The sequence below is a fragment of the Halomonas sp. TG39a genome (assembly GCF_000744395.1).
GTDB lineage: Bacteria > Pseudomonadota > Gammaproteobacteria > Pseudomonadales > Halomonadaceae > Vreelandella > Vreelandella ventosae_B.
Genome location: NZ_JQLV01000001.1, coordinates 2444949 through 2465132, shown reverse-complemented (window position 1 = coordinate 2465132; position 20184 = coordinate 2444949). Strand labels below are relative to the sequence as shown.

The window sequence follows — 20184 nt, the reverse complement described above, 5'->3', positions numbered from 1 at the left end:
TGATGTCACATCCCGTTATTGAGCCAACGCACAGCCCTTTGCAGTCGAGTTCTTTGCAAGAGAGCCCTACGCAAGCGACCTTTGATGTTATGCGCCTGCGCCAGGACTTTCCGGTGTTGGCTCGTCAGGTGCACGGCAAGCCGCTGATCTATTTAGACAATGCGGCCACTAGCCAGACACCTCAGCAGGTGATTGACGTGTTTAGCGATTACTACTCGCGCTATAACGCCAATATTCACCGCGGGCTGCATACCCTCGCCGATGAGGCGACGGCGGCGTTTGAAGGCACGCGCCAACAGGTTAAGGCGTTTCTTAATGCGGAAGATGCGCGTCAGATCATCTTTACCCGCGGCACCACGGAAGCGATAAATCTGGTCGTTCATAGCTGGGGGCGCACAAACCTTGCTCCCGGTGATGAAGTGCTGATTTCGATGCTTGAACACCACTCCAACATTGTGCCCTGGCAACTTCTGGCCGCCGAGATTGGCTTTACCATTAAGGTGATTCCCGTTGAGGCCAACGGCGCATTGGATATGGCTGCCTATCGCTCGCTGCTGAGTGAGCGCACTAAGCTGGTGGCGGTGAATCATGTTTCTAATGCCCTGGGAACCATTAACCCGGTGCAAGAGATGGCAACCCTTGCCCATCAGCAGGGTGCGCTGATTCTGATTGATGGTGCTCAGGCAGCACCTCACCAAGTGGTCGATGTGCAGGCCATTGATGCCGACTTCTATGCCTTCTCTGGCCACAAAGTGTACGGGCCGACAGGCGTTGGCGTGCTCTACGGCAAGCAGGCACTGCTTGAAGCCATGCCACCCTGGCAGGGCGGTGGCGAGATGATCAGCACCGTCTCTTTTGATGCGGGCACCACCTTTGCTGCTATTCCGCATAAGTTTGAAGCGGGCACGCCCGCTATTGCGGAAGTGATCGCCTTAGGGCGAGCTATTGAGTGGATGGAGAGCATCGGTATCGCCGCCATTGGTGGCTGGGAAGGGCAGTTACTTGAGCACGCGACCCAGGCCGTTGGCCAAATCGATGGTCTGCGTATTTTAGGCACCGCGCCGCAAAAAACAGGGGTACTATCGTTTGTGGTGGAGGGAGCTCACGCGCAAGATATCGGCCTGCTGATCGATCAGCTCGGCGTCGCTATTCGTACCGGCCACCATTGCGCACAGCCCTTGTTGCATCATTTCGGGGTAGACGCGACGTGCCGTGCTTCATTTGCGGCGTATAATACCCTCGATGAAGTGGATCGCTTTGTAGAAGCACTCCAACGTGTCATTGGTATGGTGCGTTAAGGTCGATTCTTTAAGAATCGTCATTTAAGGACAGTTATGGATCTTGAGCAAGTTGCCAGCCTCGAACGTGGCCAACAGTTACCGCTCCAGCGCGATGTGGAAGCTATTGCCATTCCGTTTGGTAGCACGGAAACATTGGCCGAGGATAGCGTTGTAAGCGTTATGCAGGCGAAAGGTAGTACGGTAAGCGTCGGTTTTGAGGGGCGCCTCTACTTGATAGAGGGGCGCAACCTGGATGCTTTAGGGCTTGAGTCGCTACCACGTCCTACGCTGCCAGAAACGGCTACCGAGGAAGAAATAGAACAGTTCGTGTGGGAACAGCTACGTACCTGCTTTGACCCAGAGATCCCGGTCAATATCGTTGACCTGGGCTTGGTTTACGGCTGCCGCATTGAGCGCCTTATCAGCGGCGAGCGGCTTGTTACTATTCGCATGACGCTCACGGCCCCAGGATGCGGGATGGGCGATGTGATTGCGGCGGATGCGCGCAATAAGATTCTCGGTGCGCCGCAGATCAGCAAAGTGCACACCGAAATAGTCTTCAGCCCACCCTGGAGCCGTGACATGATGAGTGACGAGGCCAAGCTTGAACTCGGCATGTTCTAATCCCGGCTGGGGAGCTGGATGCATAACGTTTTGTTAATATGGCTAAAGCGTTTATTAATGTCGCTAGGAGCACTATTGCTGCTGGCGACATTGCTGTTTATAGGTGGTAATTTTTGGGTTCTCGCGACGACTGCGGCTTATATTGAGCGTCAGCCACAGCAGTGTCGCCCGGCAGAAGTGGGGATCGTCTTTGGCACGTCTCACTGGACGCGCAGAGGGGGGCGAAACCCGCACTTCCATGCGCGTATGCGAACCGCTGCTACCTTAATTGAACAGTCCCAGGTCGAGCATCTGTTGCTTTCAGGGGATAATCGTACCCAGGCGTATAACGAGCCACGGGCAATGTGGCGCGAGCTGTATCGACGTGGGGTCGCGTCTGAGCAGTTAACCATGGATTTTGCAGGCTTTAGTACCTATGACACGCTGGCGCGTGCCCGGGATGTCTTTCAGTTGGACAAGGCCCTGCTGATCACCCAGAGCTGGCATCTTCCCCGCGCGGTCTATATTGGTCGTGAGCTAGGTATCGACGTTACTGGCTGCGTGGCAGATGACCCTAATGTAACGGTGGGATGGCGTTTAAAGCTGCGCGAATGGGCAGCGCGTGTGGCCACCCTGGGAGATCTCTATGTATGGGGGAGGGAGCCCTATTTTCTCGGTACGCCCGAGCCCATCGAGTTACCTAGGCGGGCGCCCTTCGATCTTATTCTGCCTTCACTAAACGAGCGCTTTGCAGTCCCTTAACGGTGCGTTTTGCGCTTTTGCAGCGCATACAGCTCGCGGATAAGCTTACGGCACCCCTGCATACACTCTTCTACCACCGGTTCGATCGGATCGGGTAGTGGGTGGGTATACAGCGAGGAGAGGGCCTGCATTAACACCCGCTCTTGCTCCAATAGCTCATTGATCAATACTTGGCTATCGTTGCCGACGAAGCTTTTTAGGCGACTCCACAGCCATAAAAAATCATCGCGCTCAACGTCCGCGTCCCGGGGCAGCATTTTTAGATGCGCACGGGCAAGATCCTGCAACTGGCGCATCTGCTTAAGCCGTGCTGTGTAATGCGGCTTTAAAGCGTCACGCAGCGAGGGGCGCAGGCGTTCAATATTGTCTTGGAAATAATCAATGCTATCGGCCAGCGCTTCCAATACGCTGTCCATCGCCACTTGGCGATTATCGAGAAACATGAGCGTCTACCTCCTTCGGTGACGCAGATTGTGGGGGTGACAGCGACGATTTGCCACCCCTGAATCGGATTATTTTTGCAATCTTGCCTTAGCCTTTAGGCTTGGGCGGCGCTTTACGGGCTGGCGTGGCGTTTCTTTCAATGTGTTCAATGATCATTCCCGCAATATCCTTGCCGGTGGCGTTCTCAATGCCGAACAAACCAGGCGAAGAATTGACCTCCATTATCACCGGGCCGTGATTCGAGCGTAGCAAGTCGACACCGGCGACGCGCAGGCCCATGGCCTTGGCGGCGCGAATAGCCGTTGAACGCTCTTCAGGGGTGATCCGGATCACGCTGGCGGAGCCACCGCGGTGAAGATTCGAGCGAAACTCGCCATCCGCCGCCTGACGCTTCATTGAGGCGACGACCTTATCGCCGATCACAAAGCAGCGAATATCGGCGCCACGCGCCTCTTTGATGTACTCCTGCACCATGATATTGGCTTTCATGCCCATGAACGCCTGAATCACCGATTCTGCGGCCTGGTTAGTCTCCGCCAATACCACGCCAATCCCCTGGGTGCCTTCAAGCAGCTTGATGACCAGCGGTGCTCCTTTGACCATGGTGATCAGATCAGGAATATCGTCGGGGGAGTGGGCAAAGCCGGTAATCGGCAACCCCAACCCTTTGCGCGACAGCAACTGCAGTGAGCGCAGCTTATCCCGTGAGCGGGTAATAGAGACGTTATCGTTGATAACGTAGGTGCCCATCATTTCAAACTGACGCAACAGCGCGCAGCCGTAAAAGGTGACGGAGGCACCAATGCGCGGAATCACCGCATCGAAAGGCTCAATCTCTTGGCCTTTATAGTGAATCGAAGGGTGGTGCGAGGTGATGCTCATATAGCAGCGCAGCGTGTCCACCACGCGAGCGGTGTGCCCACGCTGCTCTGCGGCTTCAACCAGGCGGCGGGTAGAGTACAAATTGCGATTACGTGACAGCAGAGCGATATGCATATAGAAGACTCCGAGCCTAGATTAAGGCGACTAAATAAGGGGTTAAGGCTCACCGTGCAAAAATGCAGCACCCGGAGCAACCAGCAGGCGGCGCATGGCGCGGCGTCCTAGTAGCATCGGGTGACGCATATTGCTGCGGTCAGTAAGCGACAGTTCAACAGGAAAATTCAAATCGCCCATCTGCATGGGAGTACGTATCACATAACGCCACTCGCTATGACCGTTGGAGCTGGTGACCCGGCGCCGATCATGCAAGTGCAAACTGTAGCGGTGGGCCGGCGTTGCCGGGCCGCCACTGTGGGTAATAAAACTTACCCACAGTTGACCATGTTCATCTTCATGTGTCTCTATCTCTTCTGCATGCAGCGCAGAAGTGCGTGCGCCGGTGTCTGCTTTGCAGCATAGGTGAAGCCCTAGCTCAGGTAGCGTCACCATCTCGCGGCGGCCAATGACCGCTTTGGCCTGATAGGGTAATTCCTTCACGGCTCACTCCTTGCAATTAAAAGTGACAACATCAAATCAAGCATTTCTGTGTGACATCATCAGGTTCAAACGGCGTTGAATAGGCGAGCCTTCAGGCGCATCCCGCAATGCCATCATGACCGGTAAGCGTAGCCGTGGTATTAACGCAATATCACGCACTACGGCGGCAAAATCGCTACGCTCATCTTCTGCTAAGCGTTGCAGAAAAAGAGGCAGGCGCTGCGCGTCTTCCAGATAACCCCAGCCGCGCCCGGCGATGGCCGCCAGAACATCCGGCCCACAGGCCGCTGTGTCATTGAGTAAGGCCGTGTACCAACTGCCCACCGCTGATGCCTCCGTATTACCCACTGCGCGCAGACAGGCACACAGGGTTTCAATGTCGCCCGCTTGGGCGGCGGCTTCGCCGCGACGCTGCAGTGCGGGGACTAACGCCTGTGGCAAGGGCTTGTGCTCTAAACAGTAGCACAGGGAGTGAATAACGGTGGTCGGCAGGTCAGGCAGCCGCAGCGCTAGCGATTCAGCGTCAGCCGTTTCCATACGCACAGCGTAATCGGCAATCCCCTGTAACCCCAAGGCCTGCCAATCAATCGTTTGCTGGCCGCTCAAGTAGGCCTCAACCGGCTCAAAATGCTGGCTGGCTGGCAGCCCCTTGTCATGGGTCGCGCGGGCATTGAGCATGGCTTGGAAGGTGACACTAGGGGTGAAGGCGAGAGGATTATCCTTCATTAAGTGATCCACGTCCGCTGTTTCTTCACGGCCTACCTGGGAAACTGCGCGTCCTAGCGTTTCCAACAGGCGATTTAAAAACGCATCGCGCTGGGCGGGAGCAATCATTCCCTGCTCATCCAGCGGCAAGGCCAAGAACCAAATGGCCGGTTCGGGCATATCGCCAAGGCGAAACACAATGGCTAAGCGCGCCTGGCCCTGCCATGGCTCTGGCCAGGCCATTTCGCCACTTTCAAAAGTCGACAGTGATTCCCGCTGGCAGGGAACGACGTGTCGCCCCATATGGTAAAGGGAAACCTCGCCGCCGCTGCGGGTAAAAAACTCATCAAGGGTTTGAATCGGTTGCATGACATCCTTCCGCGTTGCAAGCCTGCACTCTACCTTGCTGATGTGGCACTGTCAGCCGCAGTGACTGATAAACATGGTGTTAATGACAGTGCCTTAAGGCATTAGCATTAATGACAATACGGTTAAAAATTAATCAACTTTGCCAAAGCCCCATGAGAGCAGGCGCTGCGACACCTTTCCATAGTTTATCCACAGGCTCGTGCAGGTTTTCTGTGAGTCTATGGATAACTTCCCGCAAGCGTTGATAGGTGGCAAGGCGCCCGCTGAGTGGGGATAATGGGCAGACGATACACTTACTTCATTTTCCAAGGTAGTGACAAGCGACTTTATGAGTACTTATCAACCGCTGCAGACAGCGCTTCTAGAGCTTGAGGCGTCGATGAAAGCCGCCGATTTATGGCGCATGCCAACACCCGATGCAGAAGCATTCGCCAGCCAGCAGCCGTTTTGCATCGACACCATGTCGCTGCCGCAATGGATACGCTTTGTGTTTATTGCCCGCTTGAATGCCCTGATGGATGCGCGTGCAGCCATGCCCGCAAAGTGCGAGGTAGCTCCCGCCGTGGCAGCCTACTTGCAGCAGGAAAAAACACCCGCTCACCACCAGCTGCTGATTGTGCGTGCGGTAGAGAAGGTCGACCAGATCGTCACTGAAAGCACTTAAAGCGGCATGCGGCTAAACGCACAAAGCCCACCGTGAGGCAGGCTTTGTGTATAACATACGCTAACGGTTTTGCAGGCGGCTTAGAAACGGTAACTGAGGCCTGCCATCACCACGAGAGGATCGATCTCAACGATACCTACTCCCGCACCGTTAACGCTGGCATCGGTATCAATATCGATGTACCAAGCCGCGGCGTTCAGCGCCCAGTGATCATCAATAAGCAGATCAACACCTACCTGGCCCGCCGCCCCCCAGGAATCATCCAGGTCTAAATCACCAATCGTCAGCTCTTCATCGGAGAAGTGGGTGTAGTTAATGCCCGCACCGACATAGGGCTGTACGCGGGACTGAGTGCCACCCAGCGGGTAGTACTGCAGCGTTAAGGTCGGCGGCAGGTGCTTGGTTGAGGCGATATTATCGCCGTTCAAATGGATGTCGTGCTCAAACGGCAGCGCCGCCAGCAGCTCCACGCCGACTTTATCGTGGAAGCGATAGCCCAAGGTGAACGCGAAATCGGTTTTATCCTGTACATCCACGGACAACGCACCGTTGGCCAGTGAGCCGTTGTCGCTTTTAGGGGCGACTTTGGCAACACCCACGCGAGTAAAAAAATCACCAGCGCCGTAGGCAAATGCCTGGCTGCTGGTCATCATCGCCGCAGCGGCAACAGTGGATACAAGTAGGGTAGGCAGGGCGGCTTTACGCATGGGTTCACTCCTGGTGTTAAAGCAGATAGTTTCAAACGACTAGTTGCAAAGCTGGGTGGCTATTCGATAGCCGCTTAACGATGCAGCCAGTGTAGCGAGAGCCAGGGAGTGGATTATTGATCCAGGGCAAGGGTTATTAGACAAACGTTATTGGGGGAGTGGTGGTGCCCAGGGAGGTCGAATTCAGGAGCGGGCTGCTGGCCACTTGGCTTGCCCATTTGTATGGCTGCATGCACAGCGATATGAAGTATTTTTAGTCATTAATGCGCGTTTTTCTGGTACGCTCAGCAAGAGGTATGCTCAAATTTTCCGGAATATTTTTATAAAAATCAATTGAAACAGGAAGTTGTAAAAAATCTGCCCGTGTTTATAGGCAATGCGGAAAAGATGGTCAGAAGTGATTATGAGCATGCTCTTTTTTCTAGCAAACTTTGCAGTGGGGGTTGAAGATTTTCCATTACTATCAATATCTTGAAGATTTTTTTATGGTGTTAGGTTTTCTAGAAAAATACGCATGCGTAGAAATAAACTGTTAAGTGTACTCACATGGAATTGTAATGGATTCATATTTAGACGTTTTGCCTAAAGGCTCTACTGCTGTTGCAGTCAAAACACAGGGCCACAACTTTTTTATTGATTACAGCGGTATTTCATCTACTGGTTGCTGGGTAGTATCAAAATATAGAGTCGATGATTATGTAATCGTATTTCATCAAACAAGCACCGAGAATCATGTTTATATAGGTGAGCTTGTAGGAAAAAACGCAGAAGAGCATACTGAACGCAAAGGCAAGCAATATCCGCGTTATCGAATATTTATTAAAAATATAAAGCTTGCTCTGAAAACACATACAAACTGGACTTCTTTCGTCGGCAAAAGTAATGGCGGATTTGAGCGTATATATTTAGAAAATGAAGGCCAAGCAAAGCCAAAATACCTAGACCCTGACTCTGCAGAAGCCGAAGAAGGGTACCGTAAAGATTCAAGTCGTATGACTAGCGTCAGAGATAGAAAATTAGCTAATGCGCGAAAGAAAAGGGATAATTACACTTGCCAGTCTTGTAAAAAACAATATTTTGTGAACGATAAATATGTAATCGACTGCCATCATTTGAGCCCAATAACTTTAGGTAAAAGAAGAACAAAAATTGAAGACCTTGTGTCGTTGTGCCCTACGTGCCATCGAATAGCACATACACGAATTCCTCCATACTCTTTGGGGGAGTTGAGAGAAATAGTTAAACAGTACACTTAACAAGTCGCTGAATAGCGACGCAGAAAAACGCGCGCATTAGCGAGGCGTTACATAGAGAGAAGGCATTGAACCATAGTGAATACTCTTCTTTTCGAGAAAAGCTCGTTGAGCATCTTTTCATTGGCGAACTACTAAAGCTTTCCTGGAAGGAATTCGGCTGCACGCTAGAGATGGCGAGTCCAGAAGTTGATAACGCTGGCTACGATCTAATAGCGGAAGATAATGGGGTCGTGAGGCATATACAGCTTAAAGCTTCATACGTTGGCGGCAAAACAGCCAGCCAGAAAGTTCATACGAGGCTTTTTGGAAAGCCTTCTGGGTGTGTTATTTGGATTTATTTCAACGAAGATACCTTGGAGCTGGGGCCATTTCTCTTTTTTGGTTCTCTTCCCGGCGAGAAATTGCCTAGCCTTGACGGGCTAAAGGTTGCAAAACATACCAAGGGTGACCAGGGCGGATTCAAAGCCGAGCGCCCTAACATAAGGGTTTTGCCAAAAGGTTGGTTCAAAAATATCAGTTCCATTGATGAGGTCTATGAGGCCTTATTTGGGGCACCACTTAGCTGCCTGCATAATACACGCGTATGATGCGGCGCTAGGCGGAAGCTCAATATCCAATCCCGCGCGTACTTTAGGCGCTATGCACCAAAGGCGGCGTTCACATCCATGCTCTTGTGTAATATGCGAATTATTCTTATTTTATGGCTTCCGGTTTGTTGGTAAAAAATAACATGGCTGCCCTGCGGAAACTTGCGGTAATTCTGGCGAATTTCGTCACACGATTTTCCGATATCAGGGGTTTCTGCCAGTAACCAGAATGAGTCATCAAACTGGTTTAAGTAGACGTTCCGCTGCTTTTTACCCCAACGGCGCTGAGTAAACAAAGCAATGTCTCTTAAATCCATTTTGGCAGCTAGCGTAAGTGTGAATAGCGTCATTAGTTACTTTTTTCACTATCAAGCTCATTGATAAAGCTGCTGAGGTCATAGTCAGCGTCACCGCTTTGCTCACCCTCGATAAGCAGTTGCCTGAGTGTATGTAGTTTGGTTTCCTGGTTTTCGAGTAGACGTAGGGCTGAACGAATGACTTCGCTCGTAGAACCGTATCGACCACTTTGTACTTGAGTGGTAACAAAATTTTCAAAGTGGTCACCAAGTGTGATGCTTGTATTTTTAGCCATGTCCTAGGTCTCCAGTGATACCAGAATATACCTGATTATGGTATAGGGTTGGGCTGTCGGCAAGGTGCCTAACAAGGCGCTGCTAGCGTCTTTCTAAACCTATTCATGCGCGAGGGAACTTAGTTCAAGAGAGTGACGGGCGCGACGCGATTAGCAAAATAAAAAGCAGCCAGAGAACCCGGCTGCCTAATAAAAAAGCCGCTAACGAGTAGCGGCTAAATAATGATCGCTGAGACATTGATCAGCGTTTGCTTAGCCCAGGAGGAGGGCGAGAGGCATTAATCCGCCCGCTCACCTCCTAAGCCAACACTTAGCGCCGATCTACTCGGCGGTTGCCAGCAGGCTGGCGTTGCCGCCCGCTGCGGTGGTGTCGATGCACAGATGGCGTTCCACCACGTAACGATCCGGCGAGATGGTCTGGGTCTCGAGCGGTATTATCGCGCCGTCGCGCTTGGCCAGCGCAATGCGCAGTTCACGTGTCCAGTCGCTGTCACCCGCGGCGGCAACCGCTGCAATGCCTTTGACCTCGCTCAACGACTCGGCTGAAACGCTGCCATCAAGGCCGGCTATCGGCGCACCGGCATCGAGCAGCGGTTTCACAGCCTGCTCGGCACCTGGGGCGACTACGACGGCCCCGCAGCCTGCGCCGAGGGCTTGCGCAGCCTGGGCAATGGCGATGTCCAGGGTTGGCCCAAGGCACAGCACCACGCCCTTGGGATACATTGCCAGGCGGTTGCTTTCGCCCGTTGGCCCCGGCAGCGTCTGCGACGTCATATCCAAGGCTGCTGTTTCGGCGAGCGCCTTGCGGATCACGCCGTTTTTGCCGGAGAGTGCCTTGCGCAGTACCTCAATGCGATTGGGACGTACCGCCCAGTTACGGGCGTCCAACCCATCAAGGGCCGACTGGAGATCGCTAAGTGATACGGCTTTGCCTTCTGGCGCTTCAACGTGCTCAGCGTCAGCGGTGCGGCGGAAACGCGTTACGTAGAGCGGGCCACCGGCCTTGGGCCCGGTGCCCGAGAGGCCCTCGCCGCCGAATGGCTGAGAGCCAACGATAGCGCCGATCTGGTTACGGTTGACGTAGACGTTGCCAACATGGATGCGCTCAACGATCTGCTGCACGCGGTCGTCGATGCGGGTATGCAGGCCGAAGGTCAGCCCGTAGCCCTTGCCATTGATGTCATCGACGACCTTGTCGATGTCCCGTGCCTTGAAGGTGGCGACGTGTAGAACCGGGCCAAAGATTTCCCGTTCGAGATCCTCGATGCCGCTGACGTCGACTACCGCAGGGGTAACGAAAGTGCCTGTGTCCGGCGCCGCCAATTTCTTCAGTACCTTGCCGTTCTTCTCGTGTGCCGCCACGTAGTCGTTGATCTCGGTCTGGGCATCGGCATCAATCACCGGCGATACGTCGGTATCGGTGTTCCAGGGGTCGCCAATGGTGAGCGCGTCCATGGCGCCGTAGAGCATGTTGAGCAACCGATCCCGCGCCTCTTCCTGGACATACAGCATGCGCAGCGCGGAACAGCGCTGGCCAGCCGACTGGAAGGAGGAAATCAGAATATCGCGCACTGCCTGCTCGGTCAGTGCCGTGGAGTCCACGATCATGGAGTTGAGACCACCGGTCTCGGCGATCAGCACGGCATCAGGCCCGGCGTTCTCGGCCAGCGCTTTGTGGATAATCTGGGCCACCGGAGTTGAACCGGTGAAACAGACACCGGCGATGCGTGGGTCGCTGGTTAGTGGGCCGCCTACTGTTGGGCCGTCGCCAGGCAACAGCTGTAGGGCCGCTTCCGGCAAACCGGCTTCGCGCATGAGTTCGACGGCGCGGGCGGCGATCAGAGGTGTCTGCTCAGCGGGCTTGGCGAGTACCGCATTGCCAGCCACCAAGGCGGCAGCGATCTGGCCGGTGGTGATGGCCAGGGGGAAGTTCCACGGGCTGATGCAGACGAAGATGCCGCGGGCGCTGCCGGGCTCTTCTGCTTCCAACCGCTCGCCTTCGTTGGCGTAGTAGCGCAGGAAATCCACCGCTTCGCGAACTTCGGCAATACCATCGAACATCATCTTGCCCGCTTCGCGGGTGGCGATCACGGTCAGCTCGGCGATGTGTTCCTCGTAGAGGTCGGCGGTGCGGCGGAGTACCGCGGCGCGTTCGGCGGCCGGGCGCGCCGACCACTCTTTGAAGCCTTGCTCGGCGGCGTCGAGGGCAGTGGCGACCTCTTCCGGGGTGGCCTCATGCACCTTGCCGATCACCCGTGAGCCGTCGGCGGGGGAGACGGCATCGCGCGCTGGGCCCCGGGGAGCGGGGCTGCCCACCAGCATGGGGCCTGCGGTCCAGGTAGCGTCGGCAAATGCTTCGCGGGCATTGAGCAGCGGCAAAATCGAAGCGGGTTCGTTGATGCGGTAGCCCTTGGAATTCTTACGCTCAGGCTCAAATAGCTCGCCGGGCTGGCGGATCAGCGGGCTTGAGACGTCGTTGCCGAGTTGCTTAAACGCTTCAATGGGGTCCTTTGAAACGTCGCTTGGCGGAATCGAGCTATCCACTACCTGGTTGACGAACGAGGAGTTGGCCCCGTTCTCCAGCAGGCGGCGTACCAGATAGGCCAGCAGGTCACGATGCGCGCCGACCGGGGCGTAAATGCGGCAGTGGGTGCCTTCCGACTCTTTAACGATGTGGTGCAGCGATTCGCCCATACCGTGCAGGCGCTGGAACTCGTAGCTGTCCTTATCGCTGCCCGCCATTTCTACAACGGCGGCGCAGGTGTGGGCGTTGTGGGTCGCGAACTGCGGGTAGATGCGGTCGCGCCGGTCGAGCAGCATCTGCGCGCAGGCCATGTAGCTGACATCGGTGTTGACCTTGCGAGTGAAGACCGGGAAGGTCTTGACCCCCATTTCCTGGGACAGCTTGATCTCAGTATCCCAGTAGGCGCCCTTAACCAGCCGCACCATAATCTTGCGGTTAAACCGCTCGGCCAGCTCGTAGAGTGTCTCTATCATCGGCGCGGCGCGGCGCCCGTAGGCTTGCACGACCACCCCGAAGCCGTCCCATCCATCAAGACTGGGGTCGGCCATTAGAGCCTCAATCACGTCGAGGGAGAGATCCAACCGATCCTGTTCTTCGGCGTCGATATTGAAACCGATATTGGCCTTGGCTGCCTGCTGCACTAGTTCCTTGGCGCGCGGTACCAGTTCTGCCATCACCGTGTCGCGGTGGGTGTATTCATAGCGCGGGTGCAGCGCCGAGAGCTTTACTGAGATGCCGGGGCTTCCGCGCACGTCGCCCTTGGCCTGCTCGGCAATCGCGGTGATCGCCTCTGAATAAGCTTGGTGATAGCGGACGGCATCTTCGTCGGTGCGTGCCGCTTCACCCAGCATATCGTAGGAGTAGGTATAGCCCTGTTTCTCAAGTTCGCGGGCATTCTTCATGCCTTCTTCGATGGTCTGACCAAGCACGAACTGGCGGCCGAGAATCTTCATCGACTGGCCAACCGCCTTGCGCACCACCGGCTCGCCCATGCGGCGAACCAGGCCGCGCAGCGCCCGTGTGGGGCCCTTGGGGTCTTCTTCCAGCACCTTGCCGGTTAGCAGCAGCGCCCAGGTCGAGGCATTGACCATTGAAGACGAAGACTTGCCCAGGTGGGCGCCCCAGTCGGAGGGCTCAATCTTGTCGTGGATCAGGTCGTCGATGGTTTCCGCATCGGGCACGCGCAGCAGCGCTTCTGCCAGACACATCAAACCGACGCCTTCGGTGGTCGAGAGCCCGTACTCGGCTAGGAACGCCTCCATCATTGAAGGCGATCTTTCCTTACGCACACGCGCTACGTAGTTGGCGCCAACGGCGGCGACCTTCTTGCGGTCATCCTCCGACAGCTTGATACGCTCGACCAGCCCGTGCAGCACATCTGCCTCGTTGGCGTCGTAGTTGGTGCGAATGCGTGAGCGTAGATCACTCACGTCGCTATGCAGATGGTCGTTCATACAGGGTCTCTCCTTGCTAGCCGACACTTAGGCATTCCCGCGTCGGTTAGGGTGTAGTCATACTTTTTGCAGTTAACACAAAATAACTAACCTAAAGAGGGCTCCCGCGGGAGCCCTCTTGATACGCTCAATGTGGTTGAGCGCTTACTTGCGTTCGATATGCTGATATTCACCGGCATCGTCAGTCGCATTGCTGACTACGATGATGGCGATGAAGGACGCGATGAAGCCAGGAATAATCTCGTACACGCCAGGGCCACCCAGGAATTCACCGTTCCAGCCCAGTGAGATCCAGATCATGACGGTGAGAGCACCCACGACCATGCCTGCGATGGCGCCATTGCCATTGGTGCGTGACCACATCAACGACAAGATAATCAACGGGCCAAACGCGGCGCCGAAGCCTGCCCAAGCGTTACTGACCAGCCCCAGAACCTGGGAGTTTTCGTCAGAGGCAATAATCGCTGCCACAATGCCCACAAGTACTACACAGACGCGGCCTACGGCGACACACTGCGCTTCCGTTGCATTCTTGTGCAGGAAAAGGCGATAGAAGTCTTCGGTCAGTGACGAAGACGCCACCAGAAGCTGGCTTGAAACGGTGCTCATAACCGCTGCAAGCAGTGCCGCATAGAGGAAGCCGGTAATCAGCGGATGGAACAGTAGATCTGCCAGGATGATAAAGATCGTTTCCGGATCTTGGACATCAATACCGTTGCGGATCGCATAGGCCCGGCCGAAGATGCCCAAAGAAACGGCACCAATCAGCGAGATAAGCATCCAGCCCATGCCAATGTTGCGGGCAATGGGCACATCCTTGAGTGTACGGATCGCCATGAAGCGCACAATGATGTGCGGCTGGCCGAAATAACCCAGGCCCCAGGTCACAGCCGACAGCCACCCGATGAAGGTCAGCCCCGACGTCCAGGAAAGCAGGGTGGGATCGACTTCATTCAGGGTCTGCGTGGCCTGCGATAAACCGCCGCCACCTTCGCCAAACAGCACCACCGCTGGCATGATCACCAGTGCCAGCATCATGATGCAGCCTTGCACGAAGTCCGTCATGCTCACGGCCAGGAAGCCACCAACAACCGTATAAATAAGCACCACGCCCAGAGTGATCATGACGCCCATGGCGTAGTTGCTCATGTCGCCGAAGTTGTAAATGCCAGTAAACGCGCTTTCAAACAGCTTGCCGCCAGCCACCAGGCCTGAGGCGGTATAGACTGCGAAAAAGATCACGATAACGATGGCAGACACTGTGCGCAGCGACATGGAACGGGTGGGGAAGCGGTTTGCCAGAAAAGCAGGGATGGTAATCGCGTTGCCGTAGTGAACGGTCTGTTCACGTAGACGAGGGGCGACCAGAATCCAGTTGAATAACGCCCCCACGAGCAAACCAATACCGATCCAGGCGGAACCTAAGCCAGATACGAACATTGCCCCAGGCAAGCCCAACAGCAACCAGCCGCTCATATCCGACGCACCGGCCGACAGGGCAGCTACTTTTGGGCTGAGGGTACGACCACCCAGCATGTAATCTTCGGAGGAAGAGGTGGATTTGCGCATCGCATAAATACCGATGGCGACCATGAGCGCAAAATACGCTATGAGACTGATCCAAACACCAATAGCCATGTAATTTCTCCAGTTCGTCAGGACGGAATTAGCTCCGACCGGTTAGCGCCGTTACCGTGCAGAATCCGGTAGTGGCCCGCATTATTTTTTTAACTTCGTTTGCTATTACGTTACGAGGCCTAACGAGCGCCTACTAGAGATAGTGTCAGAAAAGTTGATGGCACGTTTATCAGCAATGATCCCACTATTATTTTCGACCATGAGGTAGTTCCCTGTTCAGGAGTTTTGGTTTGTCGTTGATGAGCTACTCACTCATCGCCTAGCGCCAACAGCGACGCGTTCCCGCCTAACGCAGCGGTGTTATTAGTAATCGTTTTTTTCAGTCATAAAGCGTTGCAGATAAAGAACAAATGAGTAACAAGGCGTTTCGCCCAAACCAATAACTGAATGTAGAGTGCCGCCACCTCGAGTGTATGTTGGTTCCGCGGCAAAACGTGTCAATTTCGCGGCAAGAGCAGCATTTATACGACTTTAGTAGAGTTTCTGCTGGCCTGCTAGCGGCCCTAAAACAGCATTTGACGGGCTCATGGCGACCGGTGGTACATCCGCTTGGCGCAGTTTGCGCGGCGACAATCCGTAGCTGCGGCGAAATGCATGGGAGAGCGCGCTTTGATTGGCAAAGCCGGTTTGAATGGCAATATCGGTGAGGGGAAGACGGCTTTGTAGGACCAGTTGGCGGGCCGCATGCAGACGCTGGCGCTTAACGTACTGCCAGGGCGACAGGCCGGTTTGGGCGCGGAAGCAGTCGGAGAAATGGGCTTCGCTTAAACAGGCGAGTCGGGCTAAATCGGCGACGCGCAGGTCTTCGGCGAGGTGCTGACGAATAAAGCGGTTAATGCGCGTCAAATCCAGGCGCTGCTGGTTGCTGTTGGCGGTGGTGCCTAATCGCGCCTTCAGTGAGCCTAGCAGCGTGGCAGCCAAGCGGTCTTGCTGAAAGGAGTTAGTCGAGGTGTCAAACCCTTGAGCAAGTTCGCTTTGCATAAATGCTAAATAGTGTTGCAGCGCGTTATCTAGGCCAAAAAAACGCGGCGCATCAAACAGCGCTACCAATTCGCGGTTTTCACCGGTGAGCGCGGGGGCGTCTTCGGGTAGGTCAAAAATTAATTGCCGATTGTGGCCGTAACCCGAGTAGTAGTGCTCGTGATTAGCAGGCACGATACAGCCCGAAAAGGCATTAACTCTGCCACCTAAGCCTTCAATTTCAAATTCTGATGAGCCACACAGCGTAATCACAATCTGATGAAAGTCATGGGTATGATGGTGCGTTGCGCTGGCTAGCGGAATTTGTCGAATGGTACTGGGCATGCAGGTCTCCTTAATCGCAATAGGTCTGCTGAACCGCTACTGCTCGCGGAGGGCCGTGTGGGCGGATAAATGGTCGCGAAGGGCCTGCAGTTCTGCCTGCCCCTCTTGATTGAGTAACGGTTTGCCTTGAGCAATCATCCAGCGTCGCCCGTGCTGCTCCATCAAGTGCGCGGCACGGCGTCTAATGCCGTCCAGGTACTCATTGTGTCGAATAGGGTAACCGATCATCGCATTCCACTCGGTTTCGCTTACTTGGCTGTTGAGCGCTTTATCAAACAACGCCAGTAAGTCCTTGGGTTCTGTGCGGTAGCGGGGGGTACTTGAGGTCATTAGCACCAGCATTACCGCACCAATCACCAGCAAACACACTCCCAACACCAATAGATACAGCGCCATTCGCGGTGCTCCCAGGCATCATTAATTAAAAAACTGCCCCTAAATTATACGCTTGACGCCGCCTGGGTCGAAATTTTTACTTTTTTGCGAACTTTTCCTTCATCGCGTGTCTGAGTATGTACAGGCAACATCGCGATAGCAGTCGCTAAAGTTGTTGTTCTGGCTCTATTGTTTTGATCCCTTGCCTCCGCTACTCACTGAGTAGCGGCTTTTTTTTGGCTGAAGATTTTTCTGTCGAATGCTTACCTAGAACGTTTAACAGCCCTGCTAATGGCGGCGTATAGCTAATAGTGCTATCAGGATATCACGTCGTGTCACGATTCCTACCAGCCGCTGCTGCTCAACCACCGGGTAGACTTTAGGTTTTGAGCCAAGCATCTCCTGGGCCAAGTCGGTTATGCTTTTAGTGGGGGAGACGCTGAGCACTTCGTGGCGCATCATCTCTTTTACCAATGGTGCTTCGTCATCATGGTAAATACTGTCCAGCACACGGCCCATAACATCCTGTTCTGAAATAAAGCCAATTAAACGATCGGCATCATCCACGACCGGCGCGCCGGGCAGGCGGTGCAGTGCCAGTCCTTTAGCCAAGGTGGTGACCGAGGCGTTGGGTGAGACACGGTAGCAATCCCGGGACATGATATCGCGGACAATGCTGGGGGTTGCTCTATTCATCATGGACACTCCTTGCTCATCGTAGTAATCGCTATGGCAAGCAGGGCATCGCAAGCAAAGCGATCTGGTCTAGGTGCTAAAGTAGCAGCGACTCTTTCACTGTAGGTGATTTAATCCGCAGTGTTTTGTCTGCAAGTCGTCTTTATTCAACGCTGTAATTACTGAATTTTCTGAGCCGTTAATTTTCTAACCACTCAAATGATCTGTAAATTAACGCATTAAGGAGCCACCCATGGATGCACGTGAGTACTTAAATCGCAAAGGGGTGGGGCTTGACCGAGACCCTGACCGGCCGAACACCTTGGAGGAGAAAGCCTGGGAGCGTGCGCGGGGTTCCGGGCACCAACGGCCAAAATCGGGGACGCCTCACGATTGGGAAGATTGGGAGCGTCACCACGATGATCTTGCTGAAGGGGCTGAAACCCTAGAGCAGAAAATTGATAAAGAGGCCCATCGGCTTGCCCAAGAGCGGGCCGCTAAGGCCGCAGCTGAGCGCGCTTCCAGCACTGTGGAGCACTTCACACCGCCGCCCAACGCTGAATCAGTGGCTGCACAGGTCGAACCCCCCGAAGCGACTCCTGGGCCGCAAGCAGAGCAAGCAGTGCCAGAGCCTGGCGCGTTAAAGCTTGCCTATTATGCTTTGGCGTTACTCCTGCCTCCGCTGGCGGTGGGTTTAACCCTGGGGGGCGGCAAACGTGTAGGCTTAGCCGTGCTACTCACGCTAGCAGGATGGCTGCCTGGCGTGGTGTATGCGGTTTGGTGGTTGCAGCGGCGTTAACTAACGCCCCCTAAAGACGTTTACCGCTTGGCAGCCTCATCCAAGTGCGTATAATCCGCGTAAACTAAATAATAGATTGAGGTTTACGATGGGTTGTCTGATCGGCGTCACTGCCCTATGGGCCTTCTCCTTTTCGCTGATAGGGGTTTATCTAGCGGGCCAGGTCGACAGCTACTTCGCGGTGCTCCTGCGGGTAACGCTTGCTACGCTGGTGTTCTTGCCGTTTTTACGCCCCAGCCTGCTGCGTGGTAAACAGCGGCTGGCGCTGATGGGTTTAGGCGCCATACAGCTGGGGGTGATGTACACCTTCTTCTATCAATCCTTTTTGCTGCTATCGGTACCTGAAGTCCTGCTGTTTACTATCTTTACGCCTATTTATATTGCGCTGCTGGATGATCTGCTGTTTGGGCGCTTCACGCCGATCTATATTGTGACCGCGCTGCTCGCTGTAGTCGGGGCGGGGGTTATTCGCTATGACGGTGTTGATAGCGGTTTCTGGGCAGGCTTTTTAGTCGTGCAGGGGGCAAACCTCTGCTTCGCGCTTGGCCAAGTAGGCTATCGTCGCCTAGCCGCTGATTTACCGCCTACCCTGGCATGGCACAATGTGTTTGGCTGGTTTTTTATTGGCGCGATGGTGGTGGCCCTGCCCGCCTATTTACTCTTTGGTAACAGCGCGGCACTGCCGACCACGTCACTACAATGGGGCGTACTCGCATGGTTGGGGCTAGTAGCGTCTGGTGTGGGCTATTTCGCCTGGAATCAGGGTGCCACCAAAGTGGATGCAGGCACACTGGCCATTATGAACAATGCGCTGGTACCGGCGGGTCTAATCGTCAACCTAGTGATTTGGAACCGCGATGCGGATATCCCCCGTTTGTTGCTGGGTGCGCTGATCATGGCAGCCTCACTATGGCTCAATCATTGGTGGTGTCAGCGCCGTCAAGTGGCCGTTAGCTAAGCCTGTTTGCCCGATAGCAGAGGTGTCTCCATAATGGCGACTTACGTTAGCGAGAGTCGGCCCATGAGCAACACCTTATCAGCAGACGCTAAGCCAGGGACTGTATCCCCCTCCGGCGATCAATCAAGCAGGCCCTTTAAAACTATCGGGCTGATTGGTCGGCTGGGGAGCGACAAAGTGGTCGACTCCCTCCAGCGTCTGGTGACCTACCTGACTGCCCATGATTATTCGGTGTTGGTGGAAGACCGCACCGCCACTGCCTTGCCGCACCACGGCCAACCGGAAGCGAGTCGCCGTATGTTGGGTGAGCTGTGCGACTTGGTAATTGTAGTGGGAGGCGATGGCAGCTTGCTGGGCGCAGCACGTGCCCTATGTCGCAGTGGTACGCTGATTTTAGGCGTTAATCGCGGCCGCCTGGGGTTTCTTACCGATATCTCCCCAGATGAGCTGGAAACCCGCGTCAGCGAAGTGCTGGCGGGGGAGTTCGAGGTTGAGCAGCGTTTTTTACTCGATACTGTGCTTTATCGTAATGGCGTTGCCGTGGGTAATGGTGATGCACTGAACGAAGTCGTCCTGCACCCCGGAAAAGCGGTGCGCATGATTGAGTTTGAGCTGTTTATTGATGGCCAGTTCGTGTATAGCCAGCGCAGCGATGGCTTGATTGTCGCGACCCCCACCGGCTCTACGGCCTATGCACTTTCTGGCGGCGGGCCGATTATGCACCCCAAGCTCGATGTGGTGACGCTGGTGCCGATGTTCCCTCATACGCTGTCGAGTCGCCCCATTGTGGTTGATGCCGCCAGCGAAATACGCATTCATATTGGTGAAACCAATCAATCCTATCCGCACATCAGCTGCGATGGACAGACCCGGGCGGTGGCCAAACCCAACGATGTGTTGGTGATTACCCGCAAGCCTGAGCGTGTCCAACTGGTGCATCCCATCGGCCATAATTTCTACGAAGTGTTGCGCAGCAAATTAGGCTGGAGCAATCGGCTGGGGGATTGA

Annotated in this window: 21 protein-coding genes; 9 read left to right on the top strand and 12 right to left on the bottom strand. The window is 54.8% G+C overall.

Annotated elements, in window-relative coordinates; translation table 11 throughout:
- The first annotated feature begins 2 nt into the window (after positions 1 to 2).
- The 3 genes from U738_RS11040 to U738_RS11030 are packed head-to-tail and all read left to right on the top strand — an operon-like array spanning position 3 to position 2645.
- Complete coding sequence (locus tag U738_RS11040; RefSeq protein WP_035580279.1) at positions 3 to 1298, top strand: cysteine desulfurase; 1296 nt, start codon at positions 3 to 5, stop codon at positions 1296 to 1298.
- A 36-nt stretch (positions 1299 to 1334) separates the two neighbouring features.
- On the top strand, positions 1335 to 1904 hold the full coding sequence (gene sufT / locus U738_RS11035; RefSeq protein ID WP_035580276.1) for a putative Fe-S cluster assembly protein SufT: 570 nt from the start codon (positions 1335 to 1337) through the stop codon (positions 1902 to 1904).
- 18 nt (positions 1905 to 1922) lie between these two features.
- Positions 1923 to 2645 carry a SanA/YdcF family protein gene (locus tag U738_RS11030; RefSeq protein ID WP_035580273.1) on the top strand — a complete coding sequence of 241 codons (723 nt, stop codon included), beginning with the start codon at positions 1923 to 1925 and terminating at the stop codon, positions 2643 to 2645.
- On the opposite strand, the gene U738_RS11025 is transcribed toward U738_RS11030, so the two are convergent.
- The 4 genes from U738_RS11025 to U738_RS11010 form a co-directional block, all read right to left on the bottom strand.
- Entirely contained in the window at positions 2642 to 3088 is a 447-nt protein-coding gene (locus U738_RS11025) for a hypothetical protein (RefSeq protein ID WP_035580270.1), read from the bottom strand. The two genes, U738_RS11030 and U738_RS11025, sit on opposite strands and share 4 nt — an antisense overlap.
- Before the next feature lie 88 nt (positions 3089 to 3176).
- Positions 3177 to 4085 carry a 30S ribosomal protein S6--L-glutamate ligase gene (gene rimK / locus U738_RS11020; protein WP_035580267.1) on the bottom strand — a complete coding sequence of 303 codons (909 nt, stop codon included), beginning with the start codon at positions 4083 to 4085 and terminating at the stop codon, positions 3177 to 3179.
- Between the two features lie 42 nt (positions 4086 to 4127).
- Positions 4128 to 4568 (bottom strand): ATP-dependent zinc protease family protein, encoded by a 441-nt coding sequence (locus U738_RS11015; RefSeq protein ID WP_035580264.1) that lies wholly within the window; start codon positions 4566 to 4568, stop codon positions 4128 to 4130.
- A gap of 36 nt (positions 4569 to 4604) precedes the next feature.
- Entirely contained in the window at positions 4605 to 5642 is a 1038-nt protein-coding gene (locus tag U738_RS11010; RefSeq protein ID WP_035580261.1) for a DUF3549 family protein, read from the bottom strand.
- A 328-nt stretch (positions 5643 to 5970) separates the two neighbouring features.
- Here U738_RS11010 and U738_RS11005 point away from each other — a divergent pair, with 328 nt between their 5' ends.
- Complete coding sequence (locus U738_RS11005) at positions 5971 to 6306, top strand: YqcC family protein (RefSeq protein WP_022522982.1); 336 nt, start codon at positions 5971 to 5973, stop codon at positions 6304 to 6306.
- 80 nt (positions 6307 to 6386) lie between these two features.
- Here U738_RS11005 and U738_RS11000 read toward each other — a convergent pair whose 3' ends face one another.
- Positions 6387 to 7013 (bottom strand): OmpW/AlkL family protein, encoded by a 627-nt coding sequence (locus U738_RS11000; RefSeq protein ID WP_035580258.1) that lies wholly within the window; start codon positions 7011 to 7013, stop codon positions 6387 to 6389.
- A gap of 557 nt (positions 7014 to 7570) precedes the next feature.
- On the opposite strand from U738_RS11000, the gene U738_RS22955 reads away from it, so the two are divergent.
- Together U738_RS22955 and U738_RS10995 are read left to right on the top strand one after the other, a co-directional pair.
- Entirely contained in the window at positions 7571 to 8269 is a 699-nt protein-coding gene (locus U738_RS22955; RefSeq protein WP_081899087.1) for an HNH endonuclease, read from the top strand.
- A 65-nt stretch (positions 8270 to 8334) separates the two neighbouring features.
- On the top strand, positions 8335 to 8856 hold the full coding sequence (locus U738_RS10995) for a hypothetical protein (RefSeq protein WP_035580255.1): 522 nt from the start codon (positions 8335 to 8337) through the stop codon (positions 8854 to 8856).
- A gap of 50 nt (positions 8857 to 8906) precedes the next feature.
- Here the strand turns inward: U738_RS10995 and U738_RS10990 are convergent, their stop codons facing one another.
- The 7 genes from U738_RS10990 to U738_RS10960 form a co-directional block, all read right to left on the bottom strand.
- Positions 8907 to 9206, bottom strand: a complete 300-nt coding sequence (locus U738_RS10990) for a type II toxin-antitoxin system RelE/ParE family toxin (protein WP_035580252.1) — start codon at positions 9204 to 9206, stop codon at positions 8907 to 8909.
- On the bottom strand, positions 9206 to 9448 hold the full coding sequence (locus U738_RS10985; protein ID WP_035580249.1) for a type II toxin-antitoxin system ParD family antitoxin: 243 nt from the start codon (positions 9446 to 9448) through the stop codon (positions 9206 to 9208). Before U738_RS10985 ends, U738_RS10990 begins: the two co-directional genes overlap by 1 nt.
- 321 nt (positions 9449 to 9769) lie before the next feature.
- A complete protein-coding gene (putA, locus tag U738_RS10980) occupies positions 9770 to 13426 on the bottom strand; it encodes a bifunctional proline dehydrogenase/L-glutamate gamma-semialdehyde dehydrogenase PutA (RefSeq protein WP_051912767.1) in 3657 nt (1218 codons plus the stop codon).
- A 144-nt stretch (positions 13427 to 13570) separates the two neighbouring features.
- The gene (putP, locus tag U738_RS10975) at positions 13571 to 15064 is read right to left on the bottom strand and encodes a sodium/proline symporter PutP (RefSeq protein WP_035580246.1); all 1494 of its coding nucleotides are present in this window, start codon (positions 15062 to 15064) and stop codon (positions 13571 to 13573) included.
- Between the two features lie 471 nt (positions 15065 to 15535).
- Complete coding sequence (locus U738_RS10970) at positions 15536 to 16369, bottom strand: AraC family transcriptional regulator (RefSeq protein WP_035580243.1); 834 nt, start codon at positions 16367 to 16369, stop codon at positions 15536 to 15538.
- Between the two features lie 36 nt (positions 16370 to 16405).
- A complete protein-coding gene (locus U738_RS10965) occupies positions 16406 to 16765 on the bottom strand; it encodes a hypothetical protein (protein WP_035580240.1) in 360 nt (119 codons plus the stop codon).
- 267 nt (positions 16766 to 17032) lie between these two features.
- The gene (locus U738_RS10960) at positions 17033 to 17440 is read right to left on the bottom strand and encodes a CBS domain-containing protein (protein WP_035583471.1); all 408 of its coding nucleotides are present in this window, start codon (positions 17438 to 17440) and stop codon (positions 17033 to 17035) included.
- Positions 17441 to 17672: 232 nt separating this feature from the next.
- Here U738_RS10960 and U738_RS10955 point away from each other — a divergent pair, with 232 nt between their 5' ends.
- The 3 genes from U738_RS10955 to U738_RS10945 all read left to right on the top strand — a co-directional run bounded on the left by U738_RS10955 (position 17673) and on the right by U738_RS10945 (position 20184).
- Positions 17673 to 18218, top strand: coding sequence for a YqaE/Pmp3 family membrane protein (locus U738_RS10955; RefSeq protein WP_035580237.1), 546 nt, complete (start codon positions 17673 to 17675; stop codon positions 18216 to 18218).
- Positions 18219 to 18306: 88 nt separating this feature from the next.
- Complete coding sequence (locus tag U738_RS10950) at positions 18307 to 19176, top strand: carboxylate/amino acid/amine transporter (protein WP_035580234.1); 870 nt, start codon at positions 18307 to 18309, stop codon at positions 19174 to 19176.
- A gap of 63 nt (positions 19177 to 19239) precedes the next feature.
- On the top strand, positions 19240 to 20184 hold the full coding sequence (locus U738_RS10945; RefSeq protein ID WP_035580231.1) for an NAD(+) kinase: 945 nt from the start codon (positions 19240 to 19242) through the stop codon (positions 20182 to 20184).